We start from the raw sequence: 21,732 nt of genomic DNA on the forward strand, positions 1-21,732 counted from the left end.
AAGCCGCTAATGAAGCCCTATCGGCCCATCCTTAATCTGAAAGCGAGCGTTGCGTGGGACGAGTCAAGTTTTTCTGGTTGCGATACGGCCTGATCGGGCTGGCTTTCCTGTTTGGCTGCCACGCGCACAAGGACGCCTCGACGGGCGCGCGTCCAGCCGCCCGGACAACCATTACCGCATTGGTTTGGGCTCCCGACTGGCCGCAGGAGATGTTGCAGATTGCCGCCGAATTCACCCGCGCGAATCCGGACGTGCGCGTGGACGTTCAATTCATGATCGGCAACTCGGTCGAGGAAAATATCAAGCCGCGCGTGGCGGCGGGCACGCTGCCCGATTTCGTGAGCGTCAATCCAAATGCCTATGCGGCCGATCTGGCGGACCAGGGCATCCTTGCCGATTTACGGCAGACATCAGCGTGGAATAACATGCTTGATCCCCTCAAGGCCGACTGGACCAGTCGTCGCGGCAAAGGGTTCGGTATTTCGGGCGGCGTCGCGACAACCATGATCTATTACAACCGGGCAATGTTCGAAAAGGCCGGCATTACCGAATTGCCGACCGACTTCGACGCGTTCGTGCGGGTTTGCGCGCAGCTTAAACGGGCGGGCTTCACGCCCATCATGTGGAGCGGCGGTTTTCCGAATATGCTCGGCAACGGGCCATTTGCTTCGGGCTTCGCCAATGACGTCGTGGCACACGTACCGGACTGGCGCAACAAGATGGCCGACGGCACGTTGAATCTGGACACCCCAGCGGTCGCCGATATCTTCGCCAAAATGGCGCTGATTCCCGAACGCGGCTACGTACAGCCTGCTTTCATGACGACCGGCTACGATGACGGGATCAGGCTGTTCAAGGAAGGCAAGGTGGCGATGGCCTTCGAGGGCAGCTGGTCTGCCGGCGCGATGCTGCACGGCAATGCCTTTCAGACCGGCGTATTCGTGCCGCCGTGGAATGCGCGCGGCGCGCAGGTCGTGCCGGTGCTCGGCAGCGAAACGGGCTTTGCCGTCTGCGAGACGCCGAGAAAGGCGGCGGCAATGCGTTTTCTGGAATTCATGGCGGGCAAAGGCTTTTTGATCCTGCAAAAGAAGCGGCATAACATTTCGCCATTTAGCGGAAATGCGGGCATGGCGGTCAGCGACCCGGTGATCGTCGATTACACCAACGCGGTTCGCCGCTATCCGGTCACGGCGAGCCCGTATTATTCGTCGCTGCCGTCGAACACCATCGAATATGTGCATGGGCTCATGCAGGACGTGCTGCTCCACAAAATAACGCCAGGGGAAGCCGCGAAGCGACTCGACCAGTCGGTCAAGAACGAAGCGAAAATGCACTACAAATGAACTTGATTCCCGCACCGCTGCGCGTCGCGTTCGACTACCTGTCGCAGGATCTGCTTCGTCGCGTCGAGATCCGTCACCGGCTCATGGCGGCCTTCGTGCTGCTGTGCCTGCTGCCCGTGATCATTTCGGGCTTCCTCTCCTATGTGAAATCGGTTGCGGCGATCAAGGAGAATGCGGAAGTCTTCTCGAAGGAGGTGGTCGAGCAGGTCTCGAAGAACGTGCGGATGCGCATGGAGCAGATCGAAACCGAAAGCAAGCTCCTGGTGTTATCGAACAAGCTGCAAGGCGCGCTCGCGGGCGCGACGAGCGCGAGCATCCAGCACCGCAGCGAGGCGCGCGAAGACATGGCGCGGCTGCTCCTCGAACATTTTGGCTCGGTGGATTTCATCGACCAGAAGTATTTGCTCGACAAGGACAACCGGATTCTGGACACCCAGGCGTTCACGCAATTGACACGTGGCATCACCGGCCTCGTTCAGCGTGCCGAGGCGCAGCAGGGGCGGACCTGGTGGGGCAGCTACGACAACGGCGCCGGCGAACAGAACCTGGGGATGGTGACCGCGATCTACGACAAAAGCAACGACCAGAAGATCGGCAATCTCGTGTTGATCGTGAGGCCGGAGTACTTCTCCACGATCTTCAGCAACGTCGCTTCGCGAAGCGGCATCGAGATCTCCATTCTTGATGCCAGCACCAACAAGGCGATCATTCGGGCCGACGATACGCGGGCAAGCGCGGGCGCGTTGTCGGTGCCCGGCCTGATCGAGCGCATCGAGCACAACGGCGCATCCGACGACGCGAGCCGCTTTGTGAGCGTCACGGGCACGCACGGCGAGCGCTACCTCGTCGCGTACGCACGCATTCCCAATACGAGCTGGATCGTGGTCAGCACGATTGCGGAAAAGAGCCTGACGATCGAGGCGCGGGCGGTGCGCAACCAGATCGTGCTTGTGGGTATCTCGGGCTTTCTGCTTTCGCTCTTTCTGGCGTATTTCATTTCGCGCAGCATCTCGGAGCCGCTCATCAAGCTCGTGCGCAAGATGCACGACACGGGCGACGATGCCGGCGTCCCACTGGACGACGGCGTGCCGCCGGGAACGGCAGGGTGCGGCCAGGACGAGCTGGCGAGGCTCGAGCTGCGCTTCGAGCGCATGCGCGGCGCGATCGGCCAGAAGATACAGAAGATCAACGAGATCAACGCCTCGCTCGAGCAGACCGTCGTCGAGCGCACGGCGGAGCTCGTGGCGCGCGAGCGCGAGTCGCGCACGTTGATTGAAAACTCGCCCGATACCATTACGCGCTACGACCGGGACCTGCGCCGCATTTATGCCAACCCTGCATTTTGCGCGACATCGGGGAGCACGCTGGCCCAGGCGCTCGGCAAGCGGCCTTCGGAATACCCCGGCGGACCCAATGCACTGCTCTACGAAGAGAAAATAAGCGAAGTCATTGCGAGCGGAAAAAGCGCGCAGTTCGAGCTCAGATGGATCGGCAAGGAGGGCGCGGAACAGTGCTCCCATATCCGCATCACGCCGGAGATCGACCGCTCCGGCGAAGTCAATTCGGTGATGGCCGTCGGCCGCGATCTCTCCGATCGCATGGCGTTCGAGGCGACGATCTGGCGGCAGGCCAACTTCGACGCGCTCACGGGCTTGCCGAATCGGCAGATGTTCCATGAGCGTCTCGATCAGGAAGCGCGGCGCTCGCGCCGCTCGGGACGGCGCATGGCCCTGATGCTTATCGACCTGGACCGCTTCAAGGAAGTCAACGACTCTCTCGGGCACGACACTGGCGACATATTGCTGGTGGAGGCGGCGAAGCGCATTAGCGCGTGCGTGCGCGAAATGGATACCGTGGCCCGTCTTGGCGGGGACGAGTTCACGGTCATCCTTCCGGAGCTGAATGACGACGAACGCGTCGAGTGGATCGCGAGGACGATCAATGCGAGCCTCGCGCTGCCATTCAAGCTCGGCGCGGACGAGGAATTCATTTCCGCGAGCATCGGCATCACGTTCTACCCCGACGATGCCGGCGAACTCGACGTGCTGTTCAAGAACGCCGACCAGGCGATGTATGCCTCGAAGAACGCCGGGCGCAATCGATTCGGCTATTTCACGCCCGACATGCGCGTGGAGGCCGAAAGGCGTCTGCGCCTGACGAGCGACTTGCGCGCCGCGTTGCCGGACCGGCAGTTTCAGGTGTTTTATCAGCCCATCATCGACCTGGCGACCGGCAAGGTCTGCAAGGCCGAGGGACTGATTCGCTGGTTCCATCCCGTGCGCGGCATGATCAGCCCGCTCGAATTCGTTCCGCTGGCGGAAGACACCGGAATGATCGTGCCGATAGGCGACTGGGTATTCAGGCAGGCCGTGCAGCAGGCGAAGCGCTGGCGCGAACGCTATGACGGCGCTTTTCAGGTGAGCGTCAACATGTCTCCGGTGCAGGTGCGCCAGGACAGCATGCAGTGCGCGCGATGGTCCGAGTACCTCACCCGGGAAGGCATGGCGGGCGAGAGCGTTGCCGTGGAGATTACCGAGGGCTTGCTGTTGCAGTCGGAGTCGAATATCGATGAGAAGCTGTTGACGTTCCGTCGCGCCGGCATTGGTATTTCGATCGACGATTTCGGCACCGGCTATTCGTCGCTGGCTTATCTTCAGCGCTTCGAAATCGACTATTTGAAAATCGATCGGTCGTTTGTGCAGAATTTGAGCGTGAACGAAGATAACCAGGCGCTTTGCGAGGCGATGGTGGTGCTGGCGCACAAGCTTGGCATCCAGGTCATTGCCGAGGGCGTCGAGACTGCGGAGCAACAGGCGTTTCTCAAAGCGGTGGGTTGCGATTTCGCGCAGGGATTTCTCTATTCGAAGCCGGTTCCGCCCGAGCAATTCGAGCGCTGGGCGTGGCCGCTCGTTGCCGAGGTGGAGAGCGAGACGGGGACGGGTATATAAGGCTTTCGTCGTTGAAGATTGCAAAGATCTGGATGCGTTAGGCGTTCCGCTGCACCAGAAAGGGCGTGCCGTAGTACTGGCATTCACTACAATGGGTGTTAGCAAGGGAGGAACGCTCCATGCGAGACGCCGTCCAGTCTGTACGCCGCCCCGCGCCCACGAGCGCGGACCGCGCCGCACGCTTTTCGCGCGCCGTGGAACGACCGGCGTCGACGTTCGACAATGCGAATTTCAACGCGGCTAACGCTTTACCACGCTGGGACTTCAGCCAGAGCGGGATGTATGGAAACTCGCCCGCCGTTATTCAACGGAAACTGATTCACGGCGATCCAGCGGATGCCCATGAGCAGGAGGCTAATCGCATTGCCTCACTGGCGGCGTCACGCAGCGCACCGCCCATTGACGGTGCGTCTGGACACGACGATTCCCCTGCGCCTGGACAGCGTGCCTTTGTACAAACGAAGTACCTCTCGACGAGCGATTCCGCCAGGCGGGACGGCATGCCGCCCGTCGTCAATGAAGTGCTGCGCGCGCCTGGGCAGTCGCTTGATCTCGCCACGCGCGCATTGATGGAGCCGCGCTTTGGCCATGACTTCAGCCGCGTGCGAATCCATACCGATGAGCGGGCGGCGCAAGCCAGTCGATCCATAGGCGCACGTGCGTTCACCGCGGGCCACCAGATCGTATTCGGCTCAAGGCAATACGCTCCCGGCACGGATCAGGGCCGGTCCCTGATCGCACATGAGTTGACGCACACTGTGCAGCAAGCCTCATCGGGACGCACAACTGCGCCTGGGCGTTTGCAGTGCTACACCGAGGCTGAGCGTCGCGAAATGGCGGAGGGAAAGGTCAAGGGGCAGGCCGATGATGTCGCGATGGCTCAGGCACGCGGCTTCGTGCCGGGCGACATCGTGTTTCGCCTCGGCAGCACGGCGCTGGGCATCGTCACCGGTGAAGAAGTGACCCATGGCGGCATCTATGTGGGCGACGGCCTTATCCATGACGTGGTCGGGTTCGGCAACCGGCACGTACGCGTGACCAACTTCTTCAACCCCAAGCTGGGTGAGGCCGCCAAAACGTCGACCTACCGCACGGTGCGTTTTGTGGGTCCGCACGCCGATCTTATTCTCGCGCGGCTGCTGTCGAATATCGCCAAGCGCGATTTCAACATGCCAACCGATCCGGTGCCGTTCAATCTTTTCAGCTCGGCGGGCGACTATAAAACCGCCACGTGCCTGGAATATGCGCATGCGCAGTTCCTGTACGCGATCCGGCAACTCGCCCTCGATCCGTCGATCTCAGAAGGCGTTCGGGCTTCGCTGCGCCAGACCTATTTCACGGGTGCCTCCGATCAGCCGAACGCGCTCATCAAGCCGACGGAGCAGACGCTCGCGGGGAATATGGCCGAGCCCACTATTTCGAGCGGGGGAGGATTCGGAGCACCGCCACCGCGCACGCCGAGTGCGTTGATTGCGGAGCGTGGGCTGATTGCCGCCGCGAGCGCCATGGCGAGCGATGTCGATCCCAAGAAGTTCCAGAATCGCAGCGAATCCCAATACAAGCAGCATTGGCCGGGCGGCACGATTGCGAACTTGATCTTCGGCATGACTTACGATGAGGTCGTGCTAAACACGTTCACATACAAGTCCTTTATCGACAGTCGTCAATTCTTCAAGCTCGTAGGGAGTGCGGATTGACGCTGGAGGGTGACGGCAACGCGCCGGGCGCAAGGCGTGCCAGGGTGGCGGGAGTGCGTAGATGCACCGCTCACCGTGCGCCGTAGAAGTGACGATATTGCCACGCTGCCTGTCTCATCAATTCATCGTCAGGCCATGGGCCGGTGCCAAATCGGTCTGGCGCAAGCGGCGCCAGATCGACAGGCGGTGCACCGTCGACGATCCACGCGGCAAGCATCTCCCCCAGCGCCGGCGCAATGGAGAGTCCCGCAACGTTGCAGCCGCTCGCGAAGTAAAAGCCCCGGACGGCAGTCGAGGGTCCGACGATGTGCTGGCCATCCGCCGTCATCGTAGGCAGCCCACCGCGATGCTCGCGGACCCCTGCCTGCAGAAGGACCGGAAGCTGGGCCGCTACATCACGAGCGTAGTGCCAGAGGACTTCCGCATCGAGCGAGAGATCCTTGATGTCGAAGTTGGCGTCGAAGTCATGCATATCGAAGAAACGCGGATTTTCTTCGTAGACGCCCCAGAGAAGTCCTCCGTCACAAGGTCGCATATACACCGCTGCATCCATGATTCTGACCATCGGCAAGTCGGCTCGGGCATCGGGTACGGGCTCGGTGACGAACAATTGCTGCGCTGTCGTAACCAGAGGAATGCGAATTCCGCTGGCTTCGGCGACCTGTCGCGTCCAGGCGCCGGCTGCATCCACGACGATAGGCGCGTGTATGCGGCCAGCGGTCGTGTCGACGCCGCTCACCTTGCCGTCCGCGATCAGGATGCCTGTTACTGCGGTATTGGGAAGGAGCACTGCACCGTTTGCCTGTGCAGCCCGAGCGAAGCCAACCGCCAGTTGAGCGGGATTGAAGTACATGTCGTCGCCAATGCGCATCACGGCAGCGACTTCCGTCGTTTGAAGAAACGGGTTGAGGCGATGGGCCGCGCCGAGCGAGAGTGCCTCCACGTCCAGACCGTGGCGCCGTCCGCGCTGGATGTCCTCCTGAATCACTTCCGCATCTTCAGGCCGCCGCGCCACCTTGAGGCTGCCCGACTGCACCCAATCGAGAGGCTGCCCGGTTTCCGCGGAGAATTGCCTGATCCCCGCAACCGCCCGCTTGATCAATTCGATCATCAGGTCGCTCTTGCGCAGACAATTGACCATGCCGGCGGCGCGCGGAGAGGTCTGTGAGCCGATTGCGAGCCGTTCGAGCAACGCAATGCGATGGGTGCCGCGCTTTGCCAGATAGTAGGCTGTTGCTGCTCCGAGGCCGCCAGAGCCAATGATGACTATGTCCGTGGAATCGATCATCGCTGCTTCTCCTGCCTGTTGCCACGTTCAGGCTTTAAGGCCACGGGCGCTTAATCGATGATATACCTCGGTACAAAGTGGCCCAAAGTGCAGTTGATATACTAATCTGCCCAAGCGGGCGAGCCCGTCTTGCTAACGAACCTCCGCTTTCCCGGGATTGACGTCCCCATTGCAAAGCATGCTGGCCATGAATAGCGAATCCCTACACCCAAACACCCCAATCTTGTCGGGCGACACGGTCGAATTGCGCCCGATGCGCAAGGAGCACGACCGGGCACTCATCGAAGCAGCCTCCGATGGGGCGCTCTGGAATCTCAAGGTGACCGTCGTGCCCGGGCCGGAGACGGTAGAGGCCTATATCGCCCGAGCGCTTGAAGGGGAGCGTGCGGGTACCGTCATGCCGTTTGTCATTGTCGATCGGGCAAAGGACCGCATTGTGGGTAGTACCCGGTTCTGGAAGATCGACCAAGTGAACCGCAAGCTCGAGATCGGACACACATGGCTCGCCGCATCGTCGCAGCGCTCATCCATCAACACCGAAGCGAAATACCTGATGCTTGAATACGCGTTCGAAACACTGGATTGCGTTCGCGTGCAGTTCACCACCGACGAACTGAACGAAAAGTCGCGAGCGGCGATCTTGCGTATCGGAGCAAAGCAGGAGGGCATCGTTCGCCACGAGCGAATCATGCCGGATGGCCGCAAGCGCAACTCGGTGCGCTTCAGTATCATTGACGACGAGTGGCCGCAGGTTCGCGTGCGGCTGGAGACAATGCTGGGCCGGCACGGGTGAGGCGGCGGCACTCGCTCGCGCGATCTGGCAAGGAATAGGGTAATCCCCGAGCCTCTTTTAGGACGCTCGCCTTATTCATGCGCATTTTGTCTGCGAATACAGTCATAACTGCCGGCGTGCCGCGTAGCAGCTACGCGCACGCGGGAAGTCCGTACCCCGACACTCGCGGACGCTCGACAGGCGGGGCGCGCGCATCCTCGCGCATGTGTACCTCGCCGATATCCAAATTCGATGAATGAACCACTGGAGTCATTAATCACAGGAGGTGGACCATGATGAAGACGTTAGTCCACACAGTTTGCGCGGCCGCCGTCATTGCTGTGCCAATTGCATCGTTGGCGCAATCGGACGGGGCGCTGACGCGCGAGCAAGTGCAGGCCGAGATCGCTCAGCTTCAGCAAGCCGGCTTCAATCCGGCCAATGCGAATACCGTCGACTTTCCTGCCAATATGCCGACTGCCGGCGCAAGTGCCAAAGACCAGAACAGCGGATACGGCCCTGCGACCAACGGTTCGTCGCAAATGGGCTATCGCGCCAGCACGAGCGGAATGAAGCCGGTGTTCTTTGGCGGGTCATAAGTTTTTTCGTACTGACTGTTGCTCATCGCGGCGGCCTTTCACGCTTGTTTTACCTTTGCGTGAGACGGCGCGCGTGCTGGCACTCTTTGACAAGCGCTGACGATTGCCAAGGAGCTCGACCAGCCGTGCCTCACATTCGGAAAACGCGTACCCGCGCCGCTGCGAGATCATGAACGTGAGTGGGCGCATGTGCCATGCGCGCCGGTGGAGTTCGACCAGCGTTCCCTTCGCGAGGTCTTCCGCAACCATATGAAGCGGCATGTGCCCCCAGCACAAGCTTCCCTTGAGCAGATCGTGCTTCGCGCCGAGGTCGTTCACCCGCCACTGGCGTTCACTGGCGACCCCCTGTTGTGTCTTTTCCGCATCGGGCTGATTGTCGGTTACGACGAGCTGGATGTGCCGGCCAAATTCCTCCCGCGGGATGGGCCCCGCGATTGCGGCCAGCGGATGCGATGGCGCACAGACGGTCACCATCTGCGTGTCACATAGGTGCTGCCTTTCTATGGTGCCCGGTCTCAGCTCCGGCACGTCGGTGATCGTCACCGCCAGCGCGCACGTGCCTTCGAGAACCAAACGCTCGCCGTCCTGCATGGTCGTCATGCGCAGATTGATTGCAAGCGTTGGATAGTCCGCCTGCAGGGTGCGCAGGCATTCGATCAGGTGCGCACGCGGAAAGTAGGTATCCACAGCAACCGAGACCTGTGGGACCCCAGCTTCAGCAATGGCAACCGCGCGCATCTTCATTTCCTCGGTGCGCGAGATCACACCGCGAGCATCAGGCAGGAGACTGCGGCCAGCGGCCGTCAGCGTCGCTTTGCGCGTGTTGCGCTCGAACAGCACCACATCGAAGGCACTCTCGAGCGCGTTGATCGCGTGGCTGATCGCCGACTGCGCACGCCTCAGCTCCCGTGCAGCCCCGGAAAAGCTTCCCTGGTCACACACGGCGACGAACGCCCGAAGCTGATTGATGGTGACGTTATCCAGCATATCTATCTATCTGGAAAGTAGATGGTACTTATAGATATTCAGTCAATTGGCTTCATGAATCAAGCGATTCAGAATCGTGTGTGTCGCTTGTGTTTCGAAGGATGCATGACATGAACAGACTGAAAGGAAAGACCGCCGTGATCACCGGTGGTGCTACCGGCATCGGCCGCGCCGCAGCAAAGCGCTTTATCGAGGAGGGCGCGTTCGTCTTCATCTTCGGCCGCCGGCAGGAAGCGCTCGACGCCGCTGTGGCCGCCCTCGGACCCAATGCCCGCGCGGTGAAAGGGTCGGTCTCCGATCTGGCCGACCTCGATCGACTCTACGCTGCGGTGAAGGCCGAGCGCGGAACCCTGGACATCGTCTTCGCCAATGCCGGGACGGGAAGCCCGCTTCCGCTCGGCCAGATCACCGCCGAGCACATTGACGAGACCTTCGACACCAACGTGAAGGGAACGATCTTCACGGTCCAGAAGGCGCTGCCGCTCATGGGCCAGGGCGGTTCGATCATCCTGACCGGATCGAGCGCGGGCACCACGGGTGCGCCGGCATTCAGCGCCTACAGCGCGAGCAAGGCGGCCGTGCGCAATCTCGCGCGGACCTGGGCGGAGGACCTGAAGGGCACCGGCATCCGGGTCAACGTGCTGTCGCCCGGGGCGACGGCGACCGAACTCGCGAAGGACGCGCTGGGCGAGGAGGGCCAGAAGGTCTTCGCGTCGATGACTCCGCTCCAGCGCATGGCCGATCCGGCGGAGATCGGGGCAGCGGCTGCGTTTCTCGCGTCGGCGGACAGCAGCTTCATGACCGCCAGCGAGGTCGCCGTCGACGGCGGTCTGGCGCAACTCTGAGGAGAAAGAACAAATGGCACACTCATTAAAGGGTAAAACCGCTCTAGTTACCGGAGCATCGCGTGGCATTGGCCGCGCCATCGCCGAACGTCTTGCAAAGGACGGTGCGACGGTCGCGCTGAGCTACAACGCCAGCCAATCCGGAGCAGACGAGGCGGTCGCGGCCATCGAGAAGGCCGGAGGCACGGCATTCGCGATCCATGCGGATCTCGTTGACCCGGCGAGCGTCCCGGCCTTGTTCGAGAAACTCGACGACGAATTCACCCGGCGTAACGGCAGCAAAGCCCTCGACATTCTGGTCAACAACGCCGGCAATTCCGGCTGGGTCGGCTTCAAGGACGCGACACCGGAAAGTTGGGACAGCCTGATGGCGGTCTACGCCCGCGCACCTTTCTTCATCGTTCAGGCCGCGCTGGATCGTCTCGCCGATGGTGGACGCATCATCAACATTTCTTCCGCTGCCGCCACGAAGCCCGTGACGGCAGCACCCGTCTACTCGATGGCCAAAGCGGCCATCAACAACCTGACCCACGCGCTAGCGGCCGAGTTGGGGCCGCGCAGAATTACTGCGAACGCGGTAGCGCCGGGCTACACGCGAACGGACGCAAACGCCGCCTTCCGGGAGCGCCCCGAACTCGTGAAGGCAGTCGAGGCCGAAATTGCGCTGGGACGCTTCGGCGAACCTGCAGAAATCGCTGCCGTGGTGGCGTTCCTGGCCTCCGACGATGGTCATTGGGTGACCGGCCAGACGATTGAAGCGAGCGGCGGCTACAAGCTATGACCACGCGGAAAAACCGAAGGAGAATCTCATGAGCTACGCAATCATTGGCTTCGGCAAGATCGGCCAGGCGCTGGCCAAGGCGTTTGCCCGCAGCGGCATCGAAGTATCCGTTGCAACCACGCGTGACCCGGCGAGCTTTGCATCCCATGCGGCCGAGATCGGGCCCACGATCATTCCCACAACCCTGGCGGAAGCGGTCAACGCGGAGGTCATCTTTTTGGCGGTCCGTTTCGAGTCGCACCCGGAGGTCGCCAAGGCGCTGCCCGACTGGAAGGGCAAGACCCTCATCGACGCAATGAACACGCAAGCCCCGCTTGAGGAACTGGACGGTCTTCCCTCCTCTGCAGCCGTCGCGAAGGCGTTCGCCGGGGCCAGGCTGGTGAAAGGCTTCAACCATCTGGTCGCTGCCGTCCTTGAACAGGACCCGGCCGTACATGGTGGCAGGAGAGTCGTGTTTCTGGCGAGCGACGATGACCGGGCCGCAGCGGAGGTTGGCGCGCTTGCAGAAAAACTCGGTTTCGCGCCAGTCAAACTTGGCGGGCTCTCTGAAGGCGGGTGGCTCGTCCATGCGCGCGGAAAAAGCTGGGGACAACTGATCTTCAAGGACTTGATCAAGTTCGATTGATGAACAACAGTTGCCGGAGATTTCGCTGAGTCGAGTGGCCGTATCACTAGCCAATTCATTGGAAACGGAGTGATCGATGTCTGGAAAACTTTCAAGCAAGGTTGCCCTTATCACCGGAGGCTCACGTGGGATCGGCCGTGCAACCGCGCTGGCCTTCGCACGAGAAGGTGCCGCTCTGATCGGTGTGCACTATGGCGCCAACACCGATGCGGCCGCAGCAACGATCCGGGAGATCGAGCGTCTTGGTGCAAAAGCCGTCGCTATCAAGGCCGATCTGAGAGGGGGTAAGGCAGCGACGGACAGCCTTTGGGAGCAGTTCTCGAGGACTGCTGTCGCCGCTACCGGTGAGCCTCGGCTTGATATTCTTGTCAACAATGCCGGTGTGGCACCTGCCGTTTCGCTGGCGCAGACCCGTGAGTCCACCTTTGACGAGTTGCTGACAATCAACTTCAAGGCGCCGTTCTTCCTGATCCAGACCGTTGCTGATCATATCCGCGATAACGGACGGATCATCAACATTTCGACCGGCTTTACGCGCGTCGCGGCGCCGACACATCCCGCCTACGCGGCGTCGAAAAGCGCCATTCAAACACTCACGCTCGCGCTTGCACCCGAGTTCGGTCCTCGCGGCATCACGGTCAATACGGTCATGCCAGGCGTCACGGAGACCGACATGAATGCGGACTGGATCACGATTCCCGAAGCACGCGCCGGCGCGGAAGCCCTGTCGGTGTTTGCTCGTGTCGGCCAACCGGCTGACGTGGCAGACATCATCGCCTTCGTTGCGTCGCCGGACGCCCGATGGATCACGGGACAGGTCATTGATGCGACGGGGGGCGCCCGGCTCTAAGCTTCCGCAGGCGTCCGGCAATGTTCTCGAATGGCAGCTAACGGCGAAGTGGGCGAGCGCGTGCAGTCGGCCAGCAGCGGTCAGTCGTGAGTTGCTTCAGAATACTGGGCGATGAAGGCACTTCGCGTTTTGTACAACCCCAATTCACTGAGGCTACAAATGGTTAATTCGTCTGCTATTGCGACAGTCTTTTCTGTCTATGCGGCGGCTGTCGTCATACCCGGGCCGAACTTCGTCGCAATCACTCAGAAGGCGGTAGCCGGCAGACGCTCCGATGCGCTCGCGCTTGTCGCCGGAATCGTGACGGTGAATCTGTTCTGGGCGACTTGCGCCATCCTCGGTATCGGAATGGTGTTCGCTATTTTCCCGTGGCTCGCTGTCGGCATCAGGCTTGCTGGCGCGGCCTATCTTGTCTGGTTCGGGCTGCGGCTCGTCGTGTCGGCACGGGCAACCCCCTCAGAAGCACGTCACCCCACGAAGGCGCCTCTGTTTCGTGCCGCGTTCCTGCAAGGTATCGCGACAAATATCGCGAACCCGAAGTCCATCGCCTTTTATGCGGCGGTGTTTTCCTCAGCGGTGCCCACGCACGTTTCCATGCCGACATTCTTCGCAGTGCTTGCTACTGTCGGTGCAACAGCGACGTGCTGGTACGGAGCAGTCGCACTCGTTCTATCGCACGCGGCGATTGCGACGGCGTATCGTCGCGCGAAGGCATGGATCGACCTCACCTGTGGAGGGCTCATGATTGCGCTGGGAATCCGGCAGGCATTGCGTTGACACAGCGCCCGGCGGAGCCTGGCTGAACGGCCGCCTGTCGCCGAGCGTCGGCAATGGCTACTTGCCGCGGCTCTTGCCGCCGACGCCGACCTTCCCGCGCCCGACCTTGCGATGAGGCACACAGGGGCGCAGCCTCTTCCTCGAGCCGGCCGTCAACGTAACGTGCTCCGCAGGGTAGCGGGTTGTTCTGTGCGGCGCGGCCTGATGGGCGGAATGACCCGAATCGATGCGCTTGATAGCCGACATGGCTGGAACCTGGCCGCTAACGCGAGGTGACGACCGTCATCTCGGATTCGTAGGTGATCCGCACGCGGCTATGGTGTTTGAGCGTCAGCATCACCTCGACGAGGTCAGGGCGGCTTACCCGAATAGAACGGGCTGTGCCTGACTTGTCCTCCACAGTCAGGAGGTTGAGCTTGCGGTCAACGCCGGTGACTTCCGCTACGCCACTGAAGACCCGGAGCACATGGAAGCTTTCCTGGTCGGCGCCTGACGAATGCTGGGTCACCTTTGCAGTGTGGTTCAGCCGTGTGAGCGCCGCGCCCCCAGCGGGCGTCAATCCGGTGACGTAGGGCTCCAGATAGCTTGCCGTGAGCTTGTCGCCAACCTTGATTGCATTCAGTACGTCGCGGTGATCCTTTGCGCTGAAGCTCAGATCGTCATGGCCCGGCACGGTCACGACGATGAGTGCGTTCTTCTGGTCGATCAGGCTGATGGTGCCACTTTCCGTGTCCACCGACGCACCGCTTGGCACGGCCTGTTCTGCCGCCGGGGCGTTCGAGTCGTCCGCGCGGCACGTGGGCACCCAGCCCGCGGACAGGCCCATGACAGCGAAGACCAGCGCGCAGCGGCGCGCAACCGAAAGAGATGAATTCGACAGAAAGAGCATAGGAGTCCCCTTGGTGCAATCAGGTGTCACGCGTTCTGCGCCGGCCCGGAACCGGGAGCGTATTTTGTCGCAGCCTGGCACTACACGGGAAGCTTGTCATAGGACCTTGGACCTAAGCAACCATAATTGACGATGGAGGATTGAATGTTTTGAAACGTGTTGACCCGTCCGCATGACGACAGACCCTTTAGTCAGGGGATATCCCTGCGAATGGGATTGAAGTGTAGAACGGTCTCGATGCATGGGGCGCTATATTGTATGTAGCGCCGGTCGGTTCCATGGAATCGATCGCACTATCCAGATCGATCAACAGCGGGCAACCATGAACACTCGCTACGCGTGTTTCGTTCGTCCAGCGCTGGCTGCAATTTGCGTGGCTTCCTGCGCAACGCTCACCGCGTGCGGCGGTAACAGCTGCATCGGCCTCGACGGTTGCGGCGGCGCAACCGTGACGCCAAGCGTCGCCCTGGCCGGCACGGCCGCGACCGGTCGTGCGCTCGCCAGCGCGACCGTCAGCTTCAGTTGTGTGCAAGGTTCGGGCTCCACGCTGTCCGATGGCGGTGGACACTACGCGATCACGTTCAATGCCACGCCTCCCTGCATTCTCACGGTGACCTCTGGTGGCACAAGCCTGCATTCGCTGGCATTTGCCGGCGGCACCTTCAATACGACGCCGGAGACCGAGCTGATGCTTGTCTACATCGCTGCGCAACTCGGCACGAGCGAGAGCGCTCTGATAGCGGGCTTTCCGACCAATGGGCAGTTCCAGCAAGTGCTGGCCAACGCGGCTGACGTGCAGGCCGCGCAATCGGCAGTCGTCACGAATTTGCAGCAGCGCTATTCACTCACGCTGACGGCACCGGCGTTTCTAACGACAGCCTTTACGGTTGGCCAACCGGGTGTCGACAGCGATCTGGGCGCGCTGGCGGCAGCAGGGGCTATCGACGCCAATGGCATGCCCGATCCGGCAGCCGTCTCGCTGCTGTCCACGGCGGGTCTCGCTCATCCGCTCACAGCGACGTCCGCACCGTCTTCCGGCACGGGCAGTACCGGCAGCAGCACCGGAACGATGTGACGTGCGCTGCGCGTTTGCGGGCGCAGCAAAGGCATATCGGCCGCTTCGCGGCAGCAAGGAACGCTTCATGGCCACGGGCATTGGGCTTCACGATCAAGGTCGGCAACTGCTGCCGTTTCGCGAGTCGGTATTGGCGATGCTCGGCGTCGCGTCGGTTTCGATGCTGATCGCGCTCGACCAGACCATCGTCGGCACCGCGATGCCGCGCATCGTCGCGGAGCTCAAGGGTTTCGAGCTCTATGCATGGGTCGCGACGGCCTACATGCTGACGTCCGTCATCACGATTCCGATCTTCGGGCGGCTGGGCGATCTGTTCGGTCGCAAGCCCTTCATGCTGGCGGCCATCCTTGTCTTCACCGTTGCATCGGTGCTCTGCGGGATGGCGACCAACATGCTGTTTCTCGTGCTCGCGCGCGGCCTGCAGGGCATCGGTGGCGGCATCATGATGGGGACGGTGTTCGCGACCGTCGCCGACCTGTTCCCCGACCCGAGGCTGCGCCTGCGTTGGCTCGTGTTCGTCACCTCGGCGTTCGGCCTTGCGAACATGGTTGGGCCAACCCTCGGGGGCATGCTGACTCAGCATGGGGGCTGGAGGCTCGTCTTCTTCGTCAACGTGCCGGTGGGCGTGGTGGCGCTCGTCTTCGTGCGCTGGTTCCTGCCGGATCTGCGCCATGCCCGCGATGGCGCGCGACTGCGTCTGGACTGGCTCGGGGCTTTCGTCGTCGCCGTCACGTTCGGCGCGCTGCAGCTCGCGATCGAGCTCTTGCCGAGGCAAGGATGGAGTGCTACGACGATCGTGCTGAGCGGGCTCGTGCTGGTCTGCTCGCTGACGCTTTTCTTCTGGGAAAAGCGCATGGGCTATCCGATCATCCCCGTGGACATGCTGCTCGACCGCAAGCTGGGTCCGCTCTTTGCGATGTCGGTGCTCGGGGGATTCGCGCTGTTCTCGCTCGTCTTTTATGTGCCCCTGCTGTTCCAGGGCGGCTACGCGATGTCGCCGCGCGCCTCGGGCATGCTGATCACGCCGCTCCTGCTCGGCACGACGGTCGGAAGCGTCGTCAATAACCGCGTGGTCACGCGCGTCCGAAGAGCCAACGCGATCCTCTACGCAGGCTTCGCGTTGTCCGCTTTCGCGTGCCTCGCGGTGGTCGTCCTGCGAGGCAACGAGCCCTATCTCGTGTGGATGGCGTGCATGGGCGCGAGCGGCCTGGGGCTGGGCCTCGTGGGCACGAGCCTCACGGTCTGCTCGCAGCAGATTGTCTCGCGAGATCATATCGGCGCTGCCACGGCGCTGCTGCATTCACTGCGCACGTTCGGCGGCATGCTGGGCACGGCCATGACTGGCGCGCTGCTTGGGCACCTGTACACGATGGGCGTGAATCGCTCGCTGGACTCCTACCAGGCGACGCAGTGGTTCAAGTCGTTCGCGAGTCCCGAACTGCTCGTGGACCGCGCCGACCAGGCCGCGCTGATCTCCCGCCTCGTGAGCGCCGGCCACGCCGGCGACGCGATGATGAATTCGGCGCGCAGCGCGCTCGTGGATTCGATCCACATCGGCCTCGCCGTGGCGGCCGTGGCTGCGCTGGCGGGCCTCTGTCTCGCGTGGTTCGTGCCGCCCGTGCGGGTCGGCTATCTCGAGGCGCGATCGCACACATGATTTGTGAGCCACTAGCCACCGCCAATCACTTCTCTCGCGTCCAAAGGATGGCGTGCAACGTCGAGTTACCCGCGATGTCGCCACGCCCGTTGATCCCGACACCTTCACTGAAGTTGTCCCCTGGGAGCGTGCCCAGGTCGATCATCGCCCCGTGCTCAAACAAAAACGCGTGCGGCAGGTACGGGTTGGTTCCGGTATCCGACTCGCCGACCACCTGGCCGCGATTGTCGATCCCGAAAGCGTTGCTGTTGGCGCGGCCAGGGAGCGTTCCCAGGTCAGTCATCGCCCCGTTTTCATACAGAAAGCCATGCACATCCCCGTTTGCGGTAGACGATATGCCGATCACCTGACCGCGATCGTTGATCGCCTGAGCATGGCTGAGGCCTGTGCCCTGGAGCGTGCCCAGATCGGTCATCACTCCATGGTCATAGAGAAAGGCGTGCGCGTACCCGCTTGCGGTGGACGAATAGCCGACCACCTGGCCGCGATCGTTGATCGCCAAAGCGCCGCTGTCGCTGCCGCCGGGAAGCGTGCCCAGATCGGTCACCGTCCCGTTTTCAAACAGGGCTGCGTGAACGTATCCACGCAGGTTGGACGCAGAACCGACTACCTGGCCGTGCTCGTTGATCGCGGCGGCTGCGCTGAAGTCGCTACCGGGGAGCGTACCCAGGTCGGTCATCACGCCATGTTCGAATAGAAAGGCATGCTCGACCCCGCGTGCGGTGCTCGAGGCACCGACCACCTGGCCGCGATTGTTGATCCCGTTCGCTGAACTGAAGCTGCCACCGGGAAACGTGCCCAGGTCGATGACCACTCCGTTTTCAAACAGACAGGCGTGCGTGCTCCCGCTCGCGGCGATCGAGAAGCCGACCACCTGGTCTCGCGCGTTGATCCCGAGCGCGTTGCTGTAGTTATATTCACCGGGGAGTGCGCCGAGATCTTTGATGACGAGACTTTGGCCTGAGGCGGGCTGGATCGCGGCGGCCGCGACCAGGGTGAAAACCATCAGGGCGCGGCGGAAATCGTGCATATTGTCCATCACCTTGCATGCGGATTGCATGGTAATCCCCCTTCCCGGGATAACACCTGGTTCACGATAGATTCATATGCGGCACAACAAGGCACACTTTGCGTCCTGACACGGGCGCAGATCGAAAGAAAGTCGAGTCGCTGGAAAATAAAAATCGGGTATATTTGCCGTTCGTGCATCGGCATCAGCACAAATTACGCTGGATTGTACCGGGAAGGGCCCACAATTGATTAGGATTGCTAGTCGATACAATCCAGGCATTAGAGCTGATCCATTCTGGATGGCCGCGAGCAATGACGAGAGAGCCTGCCAGCCAGATCCGGCGTTGGCGATTCGAATTCGTATGCAGATAGAAGCTACCGATCACTCTAGTCTATGGGGTGGCCGTTTTCAACTGATTAAATAGCGAGGCAAATTAATGACAATGTGACACTTCGATGCCTTGCCTTTTCTCGATAGCGGGTTAAATGATCGCTTGCGATCGGGCTCCCTTTCTGCCGCCGCTTGCCGCCGCCCAAAAGAGCGCTGAAGGCCCAGGGACCGCCGCTTGTGAGGGCAGCGGTTTTCATCGGTTGCACTGAAACCACGGCTTTCGCGATTCAGGCGTTCACAGGAATGCCTCGAGACGTCAGAACATATGGCGAACGCCAACATTGCCGCCCACGGTGGTGCCGCGTGTGCCGTAGAGGGCGCTATCCACGGATGCGCCGTCGACGTCGAGCCCCGTGTTCATCGCGCCATGATTGTTGACCACACCGATCTGGGCGTAGAGCGTGGTGGTGCGCGAGAGCAGGTAGTTTGCACCCACGGCCGCGAGAATCGAATGGTTGCCGGTATCGTGGCGATCGCTCGTCAGCCACGCGCCGCCGTTCACATCGAATTGCGGCAGCACGAAGTAGTCGAGGCCGCCGCCGTAGACGTTGTTGCTGAAACCACCGGCGACCTTGTAGCTGGCGAACGAGGCTTTCGCGGTGAGCGAGCCGATCTTGTACGAGGCGCCCAGCGTGCGGCCCACGAACGGCACCGTCGTCGGCAACGGCGTCGCGACGGTGCCGCCGCCGTTGCCGTCGTAGAAGGCGCCCTCGACGGCCAGCGTGCCATTGTCATAGCGCAGGCTCAGGGAGTACTGGCGGCCAGCCTGGAAATTGCCCGCTTCCCCGCCGAGCGCAATCATCGCACGACCCTGAAAGCCTGCGAGCGCCGGCGATGTCCAGGTGAGTGCGTTGGCATTGAAAACCCCGGTGCCCACGACATTGTCCAGATACGGAACGAGGCCGCTGCCGAATTGCGAGCAGCCGCGCGGGTCGAGATCGTAAAGCGCAAGAAAGAAGGGCGAGTATTGCAGGCCCGCTTTCACCTCGCCGAAGCCGCCGTGCAGCGCTAGCCAGGCCTGCCGTCCGAACAGGGGGCGACGGTGCTGCTGCTGGGAGAGAGCGGAGTGGGCAAGAGCACCTTCGCGCGGCTGCTGCATGAGCAGAGCCGCCGTGCCACGGGTCCCTTCGTCGCCATCAACTGCGCGACGATTCCCGAAACATTGATGGAGTCCGAACTATTCGGCGTGGAGCGCGGTGCGTTCACGGGGGCCGATGCGGCGCGCGCCGGGCGCTTCGAACTGGCGGAAGGCGGCACGCTGTTTCTCGACGAGGTGGCCACGCTGCCGCTCGTCGCGCAAAGCAAGCTGCTGCGCGTGCTGGAGACGGGGCAGTTCGAGCGGCTCGGCAGCGGCGTCGCGCGGCAGGCGAACGTGCGCATTGTTGCGGCGACGAACGAGGATCTCTGGGAGGCCGTGCGGGCGGGACATTTCCGCGAGGATCTGTTCTTCCGTCTGTATGTCTTTCCGATCGAGATTCCGCCCTTAAGGCAGCGCAAGGAAGATCTGCCGGTGCTGATCGAGCATTTCATGCAGCGCTTTGCGAACGCCTACGGCCGCGACGTGTATGGCCTGACACCGGAGGCGATGGCCATGCTGCTAGGCTATTCCTGGCCGGGCAATATCCGCGAGCTCTCGAACGTGGTCGAGCGCGCCGTGATTCTCGCGGAAGACGGGCGCTCGCTCGATGCGGTGCATGTCGTGCTCATGAAGGAGTTGAAGCGCGCACCCGCAAAGCCCGCACAAGAAGGGGCTTTTACGGCGCCGCAGGCAGACAGCGCTAAACCCCTTCCGTCGCGTTCGATTGACGAGATCGTGGCCGAATGGATAAAGGACCGCGGCCTCACGCTCGACGAAATGGAAAACACCATGGTCGATGCGGCCATCGCGCAGGCAGACGGGAACATGTCGCGCGCGGCGGCGTTGCTCGGCATCTCGCGCGGCCAGTTGCTTTATCGGCGCAAGCGCGGCGGGACTGGCACTGAGGCGAGTTGAGGCCAGGCGAGCAAAAGATACGCTTTGATGCCCAAACCCGCCAGCGCGACCTCAAATCATTTGCCACAAAGCAGCAGCAGGCGCGCCTCGTCCGAACAGGGCCGGTCATTGCTCTTTGGCGGAGTCGCAGCGTGTTCTGGGGTGGCCGCGGCCGCCGACATCGCTGCGCGATGTGCAAAGCACATCTTCAGGCGCTCCTTGACTGGCTGGTAGTATTGCCACCCTTTGCCGAGATCGGGTAATTCGAGCTTAACCTGCTTCCACTTCGGGTGGCCGTGCTCCTGGAGGTTGTCGAAATTCTCGCAAAGCGAATCGGCGAAGTGTTTCAGGTTGACGACCGTATCGCGCAGATTGTAATCGTAAGTGACCAGAAAAGCCTTGACTGTCCAGGTCGGTACGTCCTCTTTCAACCAGTCTGGATAGCTCGATACGTGGATCGTCGCGGGAAAGTAGGTCTGCCTCGCGCGTGCCGTTTCGGGCGCATTCGGGTCGACGTGCAGGAAGCGGATCTGCTGCAGCAGTTCCGGTTTCATGTCGGTAAAGAGCTTCGCGGGTTGTCCGGCGACGATAATCGCGACGTCGATCTTCTTCACGATCAGCGCGGCAAGCGCGTCTTCGTTGCTCAGGTGCTGCGCGTTCTGCTCGGGAATCGCTTGGCCGAACATCAGGCGATAGAGTGTCGTTGCCGATTGTGCGGTGCCGCTGCCGATCAGGCCAACGCTGATCGTTTTGTCCTTGATCTCATTGATCGATTTCATGGGTGAGTCGTTGCGTACAACAAAATAAATTTCTTCGTTATATAGCGGCATGATGAGCCGCAACGGGCGAATCGTCGTGCTGGCTTCCTCGTTGCCGGAGTTGGCCATATCGACGTAGGCCTGGTAGACATCGGATTGGACGAGCGCGAGCTTGACGCCAGGCTCGAATCGCATGCGCTGCACGTTTTCCGCGGAGCCTTTGGAAGGCATCACCTCGAGGTCGATGCCAGCCGGTTGCGCAACCCATTTCGACAGGTCCTGACCGATCTGAATGTACGTCCCGCGTTCAGGGCCCGTTACGATCTTGTAGTGCGCGTCTGCCTCAGCTGCGACGGCAAGCGTCGCGAAGAGCAGGGCAATCAGTGCCGCCAGTCCCGCCAGAGTGGTCTTCAGCATGGTCTCTCTCCCGCGTGGGATGTGATGTACGCAAGATCTCGATGCTCGAT

At 61.7% G+C, this 21,732-nt stretch carries 19 protein-coding genes; 13 read left to right on the forward strand and 6 right to left on the reverse strand.

All coding sequences use genetic code 11. The features are described from left to right. Window positions 1-209: 209 nt before the first annotated feature. The 3 genes from E1956_RS37735 to E1956_RS37745 all read left to right on the forward strand — a co-directional run bounded on the left by E1956_RS37735 (window position 210) and on the right by E1956_RS37745 (window position 5,988). The gene (locus E1956_RS37735; RefSeq protein ID WP_134759593.1) at window positions 210-1,343 is read left to right on the forward strand and encodes an extracellular solute-binding protein; all 1,134 of its coding nucleotides are present in this window, start codon (window positions 210-212) and stop codon (window positions 1,341-1,343) included. Further along, window positions 1,340-4,291 (forward strand): bifunctional diguanylate cyclase/phosphodiesterase, encoded by a 2,952-nt coding sequence (locus E1956_RS37740; protein WP_134758453.1) that lies wholly within the window; start codon window positions 1,340-1,342, stop codon window positions 4,289-4,291. Before E1956_RS37735 ends, E1956_RS37740 begins: the two co-directional genes overlap by 4 nt. Window positions 4,292-4,485: 194 nt before the next feature. Beyond that, window positions 4,486-5,988, forward strand: a complete 1,503-nt coding sequence (locus E1956_RS37745; RefSeq protein WP_197733014.1) for an eCIS core domain-containing protein — start codon at window positions 4,486-4,488, stop codon at window positions 5,986-5,988. A gap of 70 nt (window positions 5,989-6,058) precedes the next feature. Here E1956_RS37745 and E1956_RS37750 read toward each other — a convergent pair whose 3' ends face one another. Beyond that, complete coding sequence (locus E1956_RS37750; RefSeq protein WP_134758455.1) at window positions 6,059-7,276, reverse strand: NAD(P)/FAD-dependent oxidoreductase; 1,218 nt, start codon at window positions 7,274-7,276, stop codon at window positions 6,059-6,061. 187 nt (window positions 7,277-7,463) lie between these two features. Between E1956_RS37750 and E1956_RS37755 the strand changes: the two genes are divergently transcribed. Beyond that, window positions 7,464-8,069: a GNAT family N-acetyltransferase gene (locus tag E1956_RS37755; protein ID WP_134758456.1), complete on the forward strand. Its 606-nt coding sequence runs from the start codon at window positions 7,464-7,466 to the stop codon at window positions 8,067-8,069. A 275-nt stretch (window positions 8,070-8,344) separates the two neighbouring features. Next, entirely contained in the window at window positions 8,345-8,647 is a 303-nt protein-coding gene (locus E1956_RS37760; protein ID WP_134759595.1) for a DUF4148 domain-containing protein, read from the forward strand. On the opposite strand, the gene E1956_RS37765 is transcribed toward E1956_RS37760, so the two are convergent. Continuing rightward, the gene (locus E1956_RS37765) at window positions 8,642-9,634 is read right to left on the reverse strand and encodes a LysR family transcriptional regulator (RefSeq protein ID WP_134758457.1); all 993 of its coding nucleotides are present in this window, start codon (window positions 9,632-9,634) and stop codon (window positions 8,642-8,644) included. The genes E1956_RS37760 and E1956_RS37765 overlap by 6 nt on opposite strands. Window positions 9,635-9,744: 110 nt before the next feature. Here E1956_RS37765 and E1956_RS37770 point away from each other — a divergent pair, with 110 nt between their 5' ends. From E1956_RS37770 to E1956_RS37790, 5 genes are all read left to right on the forward strand, one after another. After that, window positions 9,745-10,479, forward strand: coding sequence for an SDR family NAD(P)-dependent oxidoreductase (locus E1956_RS37770; RefSeq protein WP_134758458.1), 735 nt, complete (start codon window positions 9,745-9,747; stop codon window positions 10,477-10,479). 13 nt (window positions 10,480-10,492) lie between these two features. Continuing rightward, window positions 10,493-11,260, forward strand: coding sequence for an SDR family NAD(P)-dependent oxidoreductase (locus E1956_RS37775; protein ID WP_134758459.1), 768 nt, complete (start codon window positions 10,493-10,495; stop codon window positions 11,258-11,260). Window positions 11,261-11,288: 28 nt separating this feature from the next. Further along, the gene (locus tag E1956_RS37780) at window positions 11,289-11,885 is read left to right on the forward strand and encodes an NADPH-dependent F420 reductase (protein WP_134758460.1); all 597 of its coding nucleotides are present in this window, start codon (window positions 11,289-11,291) and stop codon (window positions 11,883-11,885) included. Between the two features lie 76 nt (window positions 11,886-11,961). Next, window positions 11,962-12,735, forward strand: a complete 774-nt coding sequence (locus E1956_RS37785) for an SDR family oxidoreductase (protein ID WP_134758461.1) — start codon at window positions 11,962-11,964, stop codon at window positions 12,733-12,735. 159 nt (window positions 12,736-12,894) lie between these two features. Next, a complete protein-coding gene (locus tag E1956_RS37790) occupies window positions 12,895-13,512 on the forward strand; it encodes a LysE family translocator (RefSeq protein WP_134759597.1) in 618 nt (205 codons plus the stop codon). Window positions 13,513-13,774: 262 nt separating this feature from the next. Here the strand turns inward: E1956_RS37790 and E1956_RS37800 are convergent, their stop codons facing one another. After that, window positions 13,775-14,401, reverse strand: a complete 627-nt coding sequence (locus E1956_RS37800; protein WP_134758463.1) for a hypothetical protein — start codon at window positions 14,399-14,401, stop codon at window positions 13,775-13,777. A gap of 322 nt (window positions 14,402-14,723) precedes the next feature. Between E1956_RS37800 and E1956_RS37805 the strand changes: the two genes are divergently transcribed. After that, window positions 14,724-15,476 (forward strand): hypothetical protein, encoded by a 753-nt coding sequence (locus tag E1956_RS37805; protein ID WP_134758464.1) that lies wholly within the window; start codon window positions 14,724-14,726, stop codon window positions 15,474-15,476. Window positions 15,477-15,543: 67 nt separating this feature from the next. Then, entirely contained in the window at window positions 15,544-17,133 is a 1,590-nt protein-coding gene (locus E1956_RS37810) for an MFS transporter (protein ID WP_134758465.1), read from the forward strand. Window positions 17,134-17,158: 25 nt separating this feature from the next. On the opposite strand, the gene E1956_RS37815 is transcribed toward E1956_RS37810, so the two are convergent. Together E1956_RS37815 and E1956_RS37820 are read right to left on the reverse strand one after the other, a co-directional pair. Then, window positions 17,159-18,193, reverse strand: coding sequence for an HAF repeat-containing protein (locus tag E1956_RS37815; protein WP_232072378.1), 1,035 nt, complete (start codon window positions 18,191-18,193; stop codon window positions 17,159-17,161). 598 nt (window positions 18,194-18,791) lie between these two features. Beyond that, entirely contained in the window at window positions 18,792-19,634 is an 843-nt protein-coding gene (locus E1956_RS37820) for a porin (RefSeq protein ID WP_134758466.1), read from the reverse strand. Here E1956_RS37820 and E1956_RS37825 point away from each other — a divergent pair. After that, window positions 19,602-20,528 (forward strand): sigma-54 interaction domain-containing protein, encoded by a 927-nt coding sequence (locus tag E1956_RS37825; RefSeq protein WP_134758467.1) that lies wholly within the window; start codon window positions 19,602-19,604, stop codon window positions 20,526-20,528. The two genes, E1956_RS37820 and E1956_RS37825, sit on opposite strands and share 33 nt — an antisense overlap. Window positions 20,529-20,584: 56 nt before the next feature. Here the strand turns inward: E1956_RS37825 and E1956_RS37830 are convergent, their stop codons facing one another. Next, window positions 20,585-21,682, reverse strand: coding sequence for a TAXI family TRAP transporter solute-binding subunit (locus E1956_RS37830; RefSeq protein WP_134758468.1), 1,098 nt, complete (start codon window positions 21,680-21,682; stop codon window positions 20,585-20,587). Window positions 21,683-21,732 lie beyond the last annotated feature (50 nt).

Origin of the sequence: Paraburkholderia pallida, from assembly GCF_004524855.1 — a bacterium.
Classification (GTDB): Bacteria; Pseudomonadota; Gammaproteobacteria; order Burkholderiales; family Burkholderiaceae; genus Paraburkholderia; species Paraburkholderia oxyphila.

What these genes read in the sequence shown, in the direction of transcription:
- E1956_RS37780 (WP_134758460.1), top strand. Translation starts at nt 11,289, where the DNA reads ATGAGCTACGCAATCATTGGCTTCGGCAAGATCGGCCAGGCGCTGGCC.
- E1956_RS37740 (WP_134758453.1), top strand. Translation starts at nt 1,340, where the DNA reads ATGAACTTGATTCCCGCACCGCTGCGCGTCGCGTTCGACTACCTGTCG.
- E1956_RS37800 (WP_134758463.1), bottom strand. Translation starts at nt 14,401, where the DNA reads ATGCTCTTTCTGTCGAATTCATCTCTTTCGGTTGCGCGCCGCTGCGCG.
- E1956_RS37750 (WP_134758455.1), bottom strand. Translation starts at nt 7,276, where the DNA reads ATGATCGATTCCACGGACATAGTCATCATTGGCTCTGGCGGCCTCGGA.
- E1956_RS37765 (WP_134758457.1), bottom strand. Translation starts at nt 9,634, where the DNA reads ATGCTGGATAACGTCACCATCAATCAGCTTCGGGCGTTCGTCGCCGTG.
- E1956_RS37830 (WP_134758468.1), bottom strand. Translation starts at nt 21,682, where the DNA reads ATGCTGAAGACCACTCTGGCGGGACTGGCGGCACTGATTGCCCTGCTC.
- E1956_RS37810 (WP_134758465.1), top strand. Translation starts at nt 15,544, where the DNA reads ATGGCCACGGGCATTGGGCTTCACGATCAAGGTCGGCAACTGCTGCCG.
- E1956_RS37735 (WP_134759593.1), top strand. Translation starts at nt 210, where the DNA reads ATGTTGCAGATTGCCGCCGAATTCACCCGCGCGAATCCGGACGTGCGC.
- E1956_RS37775 (WP_134758459.1), top strand. Translation starts at nt 10,493, where the DNA reads ATGGCACACTCATTAAAGGGTAAAACCGCTCTAGTTACCGGAGCATCG.
- E1956_RS37785 (WP_134758461.1), top strand. Translation starts at nt 11,962, where the DNA reads ATGTCTGGAAAACTTTCAAGCAAGGTTGCCCTTATCACCGGAGGCTCA.
- E1956_RS37770 (WP_134758458.1), top strand. Translation starts at nt 9,745, where the DNA reads ATGAACAGACTGAAAGGAAAGACCGCCGTGATCACCGGTGGTGCTACC.
- E1956_RS37755 (WP_134758456.1), top strand. Translation starts at nt 7,464, where the DNA reads ATGAATAGCGAATCCCTACACCCAAACACCCCAATCTTGTCGGGCGAC.
- E1956_RS37790 (WP_134759597.1), top strand. Translation starts at nt 12,895, where the DNA reads ATGGTTAATTCGTCTGCTATTGCGACAGTCTTTTCTGTCTATGCGGCG.
- E1956_RS37815 (WP_232072378.1), bottom strand. Translation starts at nt 18,193, where the DNA reads ATGCAATCCGCATGCAAGGTGATGGACAATATGCACGATTTCCGCCGC.
- E1956_RS37820 (WP_134758466.1), bottom strand. Translation starts at nt 19,634, where the DNA reads ATGCAGCAGCCGCGCGAAGGTGCTCTTGCCCACTCCGCTCTCTCCCAG.
- E1956_RS37760 (WP_134759595.1), top strand. Translation starts at nt 8,345, where the DNA reads ATGAAGACGTTAGTCCACACAGTTTGCGCGGCCGCCGTCATTGCTGTG.
- E1956_RS37805 (WP_134758464.1), top strand. Translation starts at nt 14,724, where the DNA reads ATGAACACTCGCTACGCGTGTTTCGTTCGTCCAGCGCTGGCTGCAATT.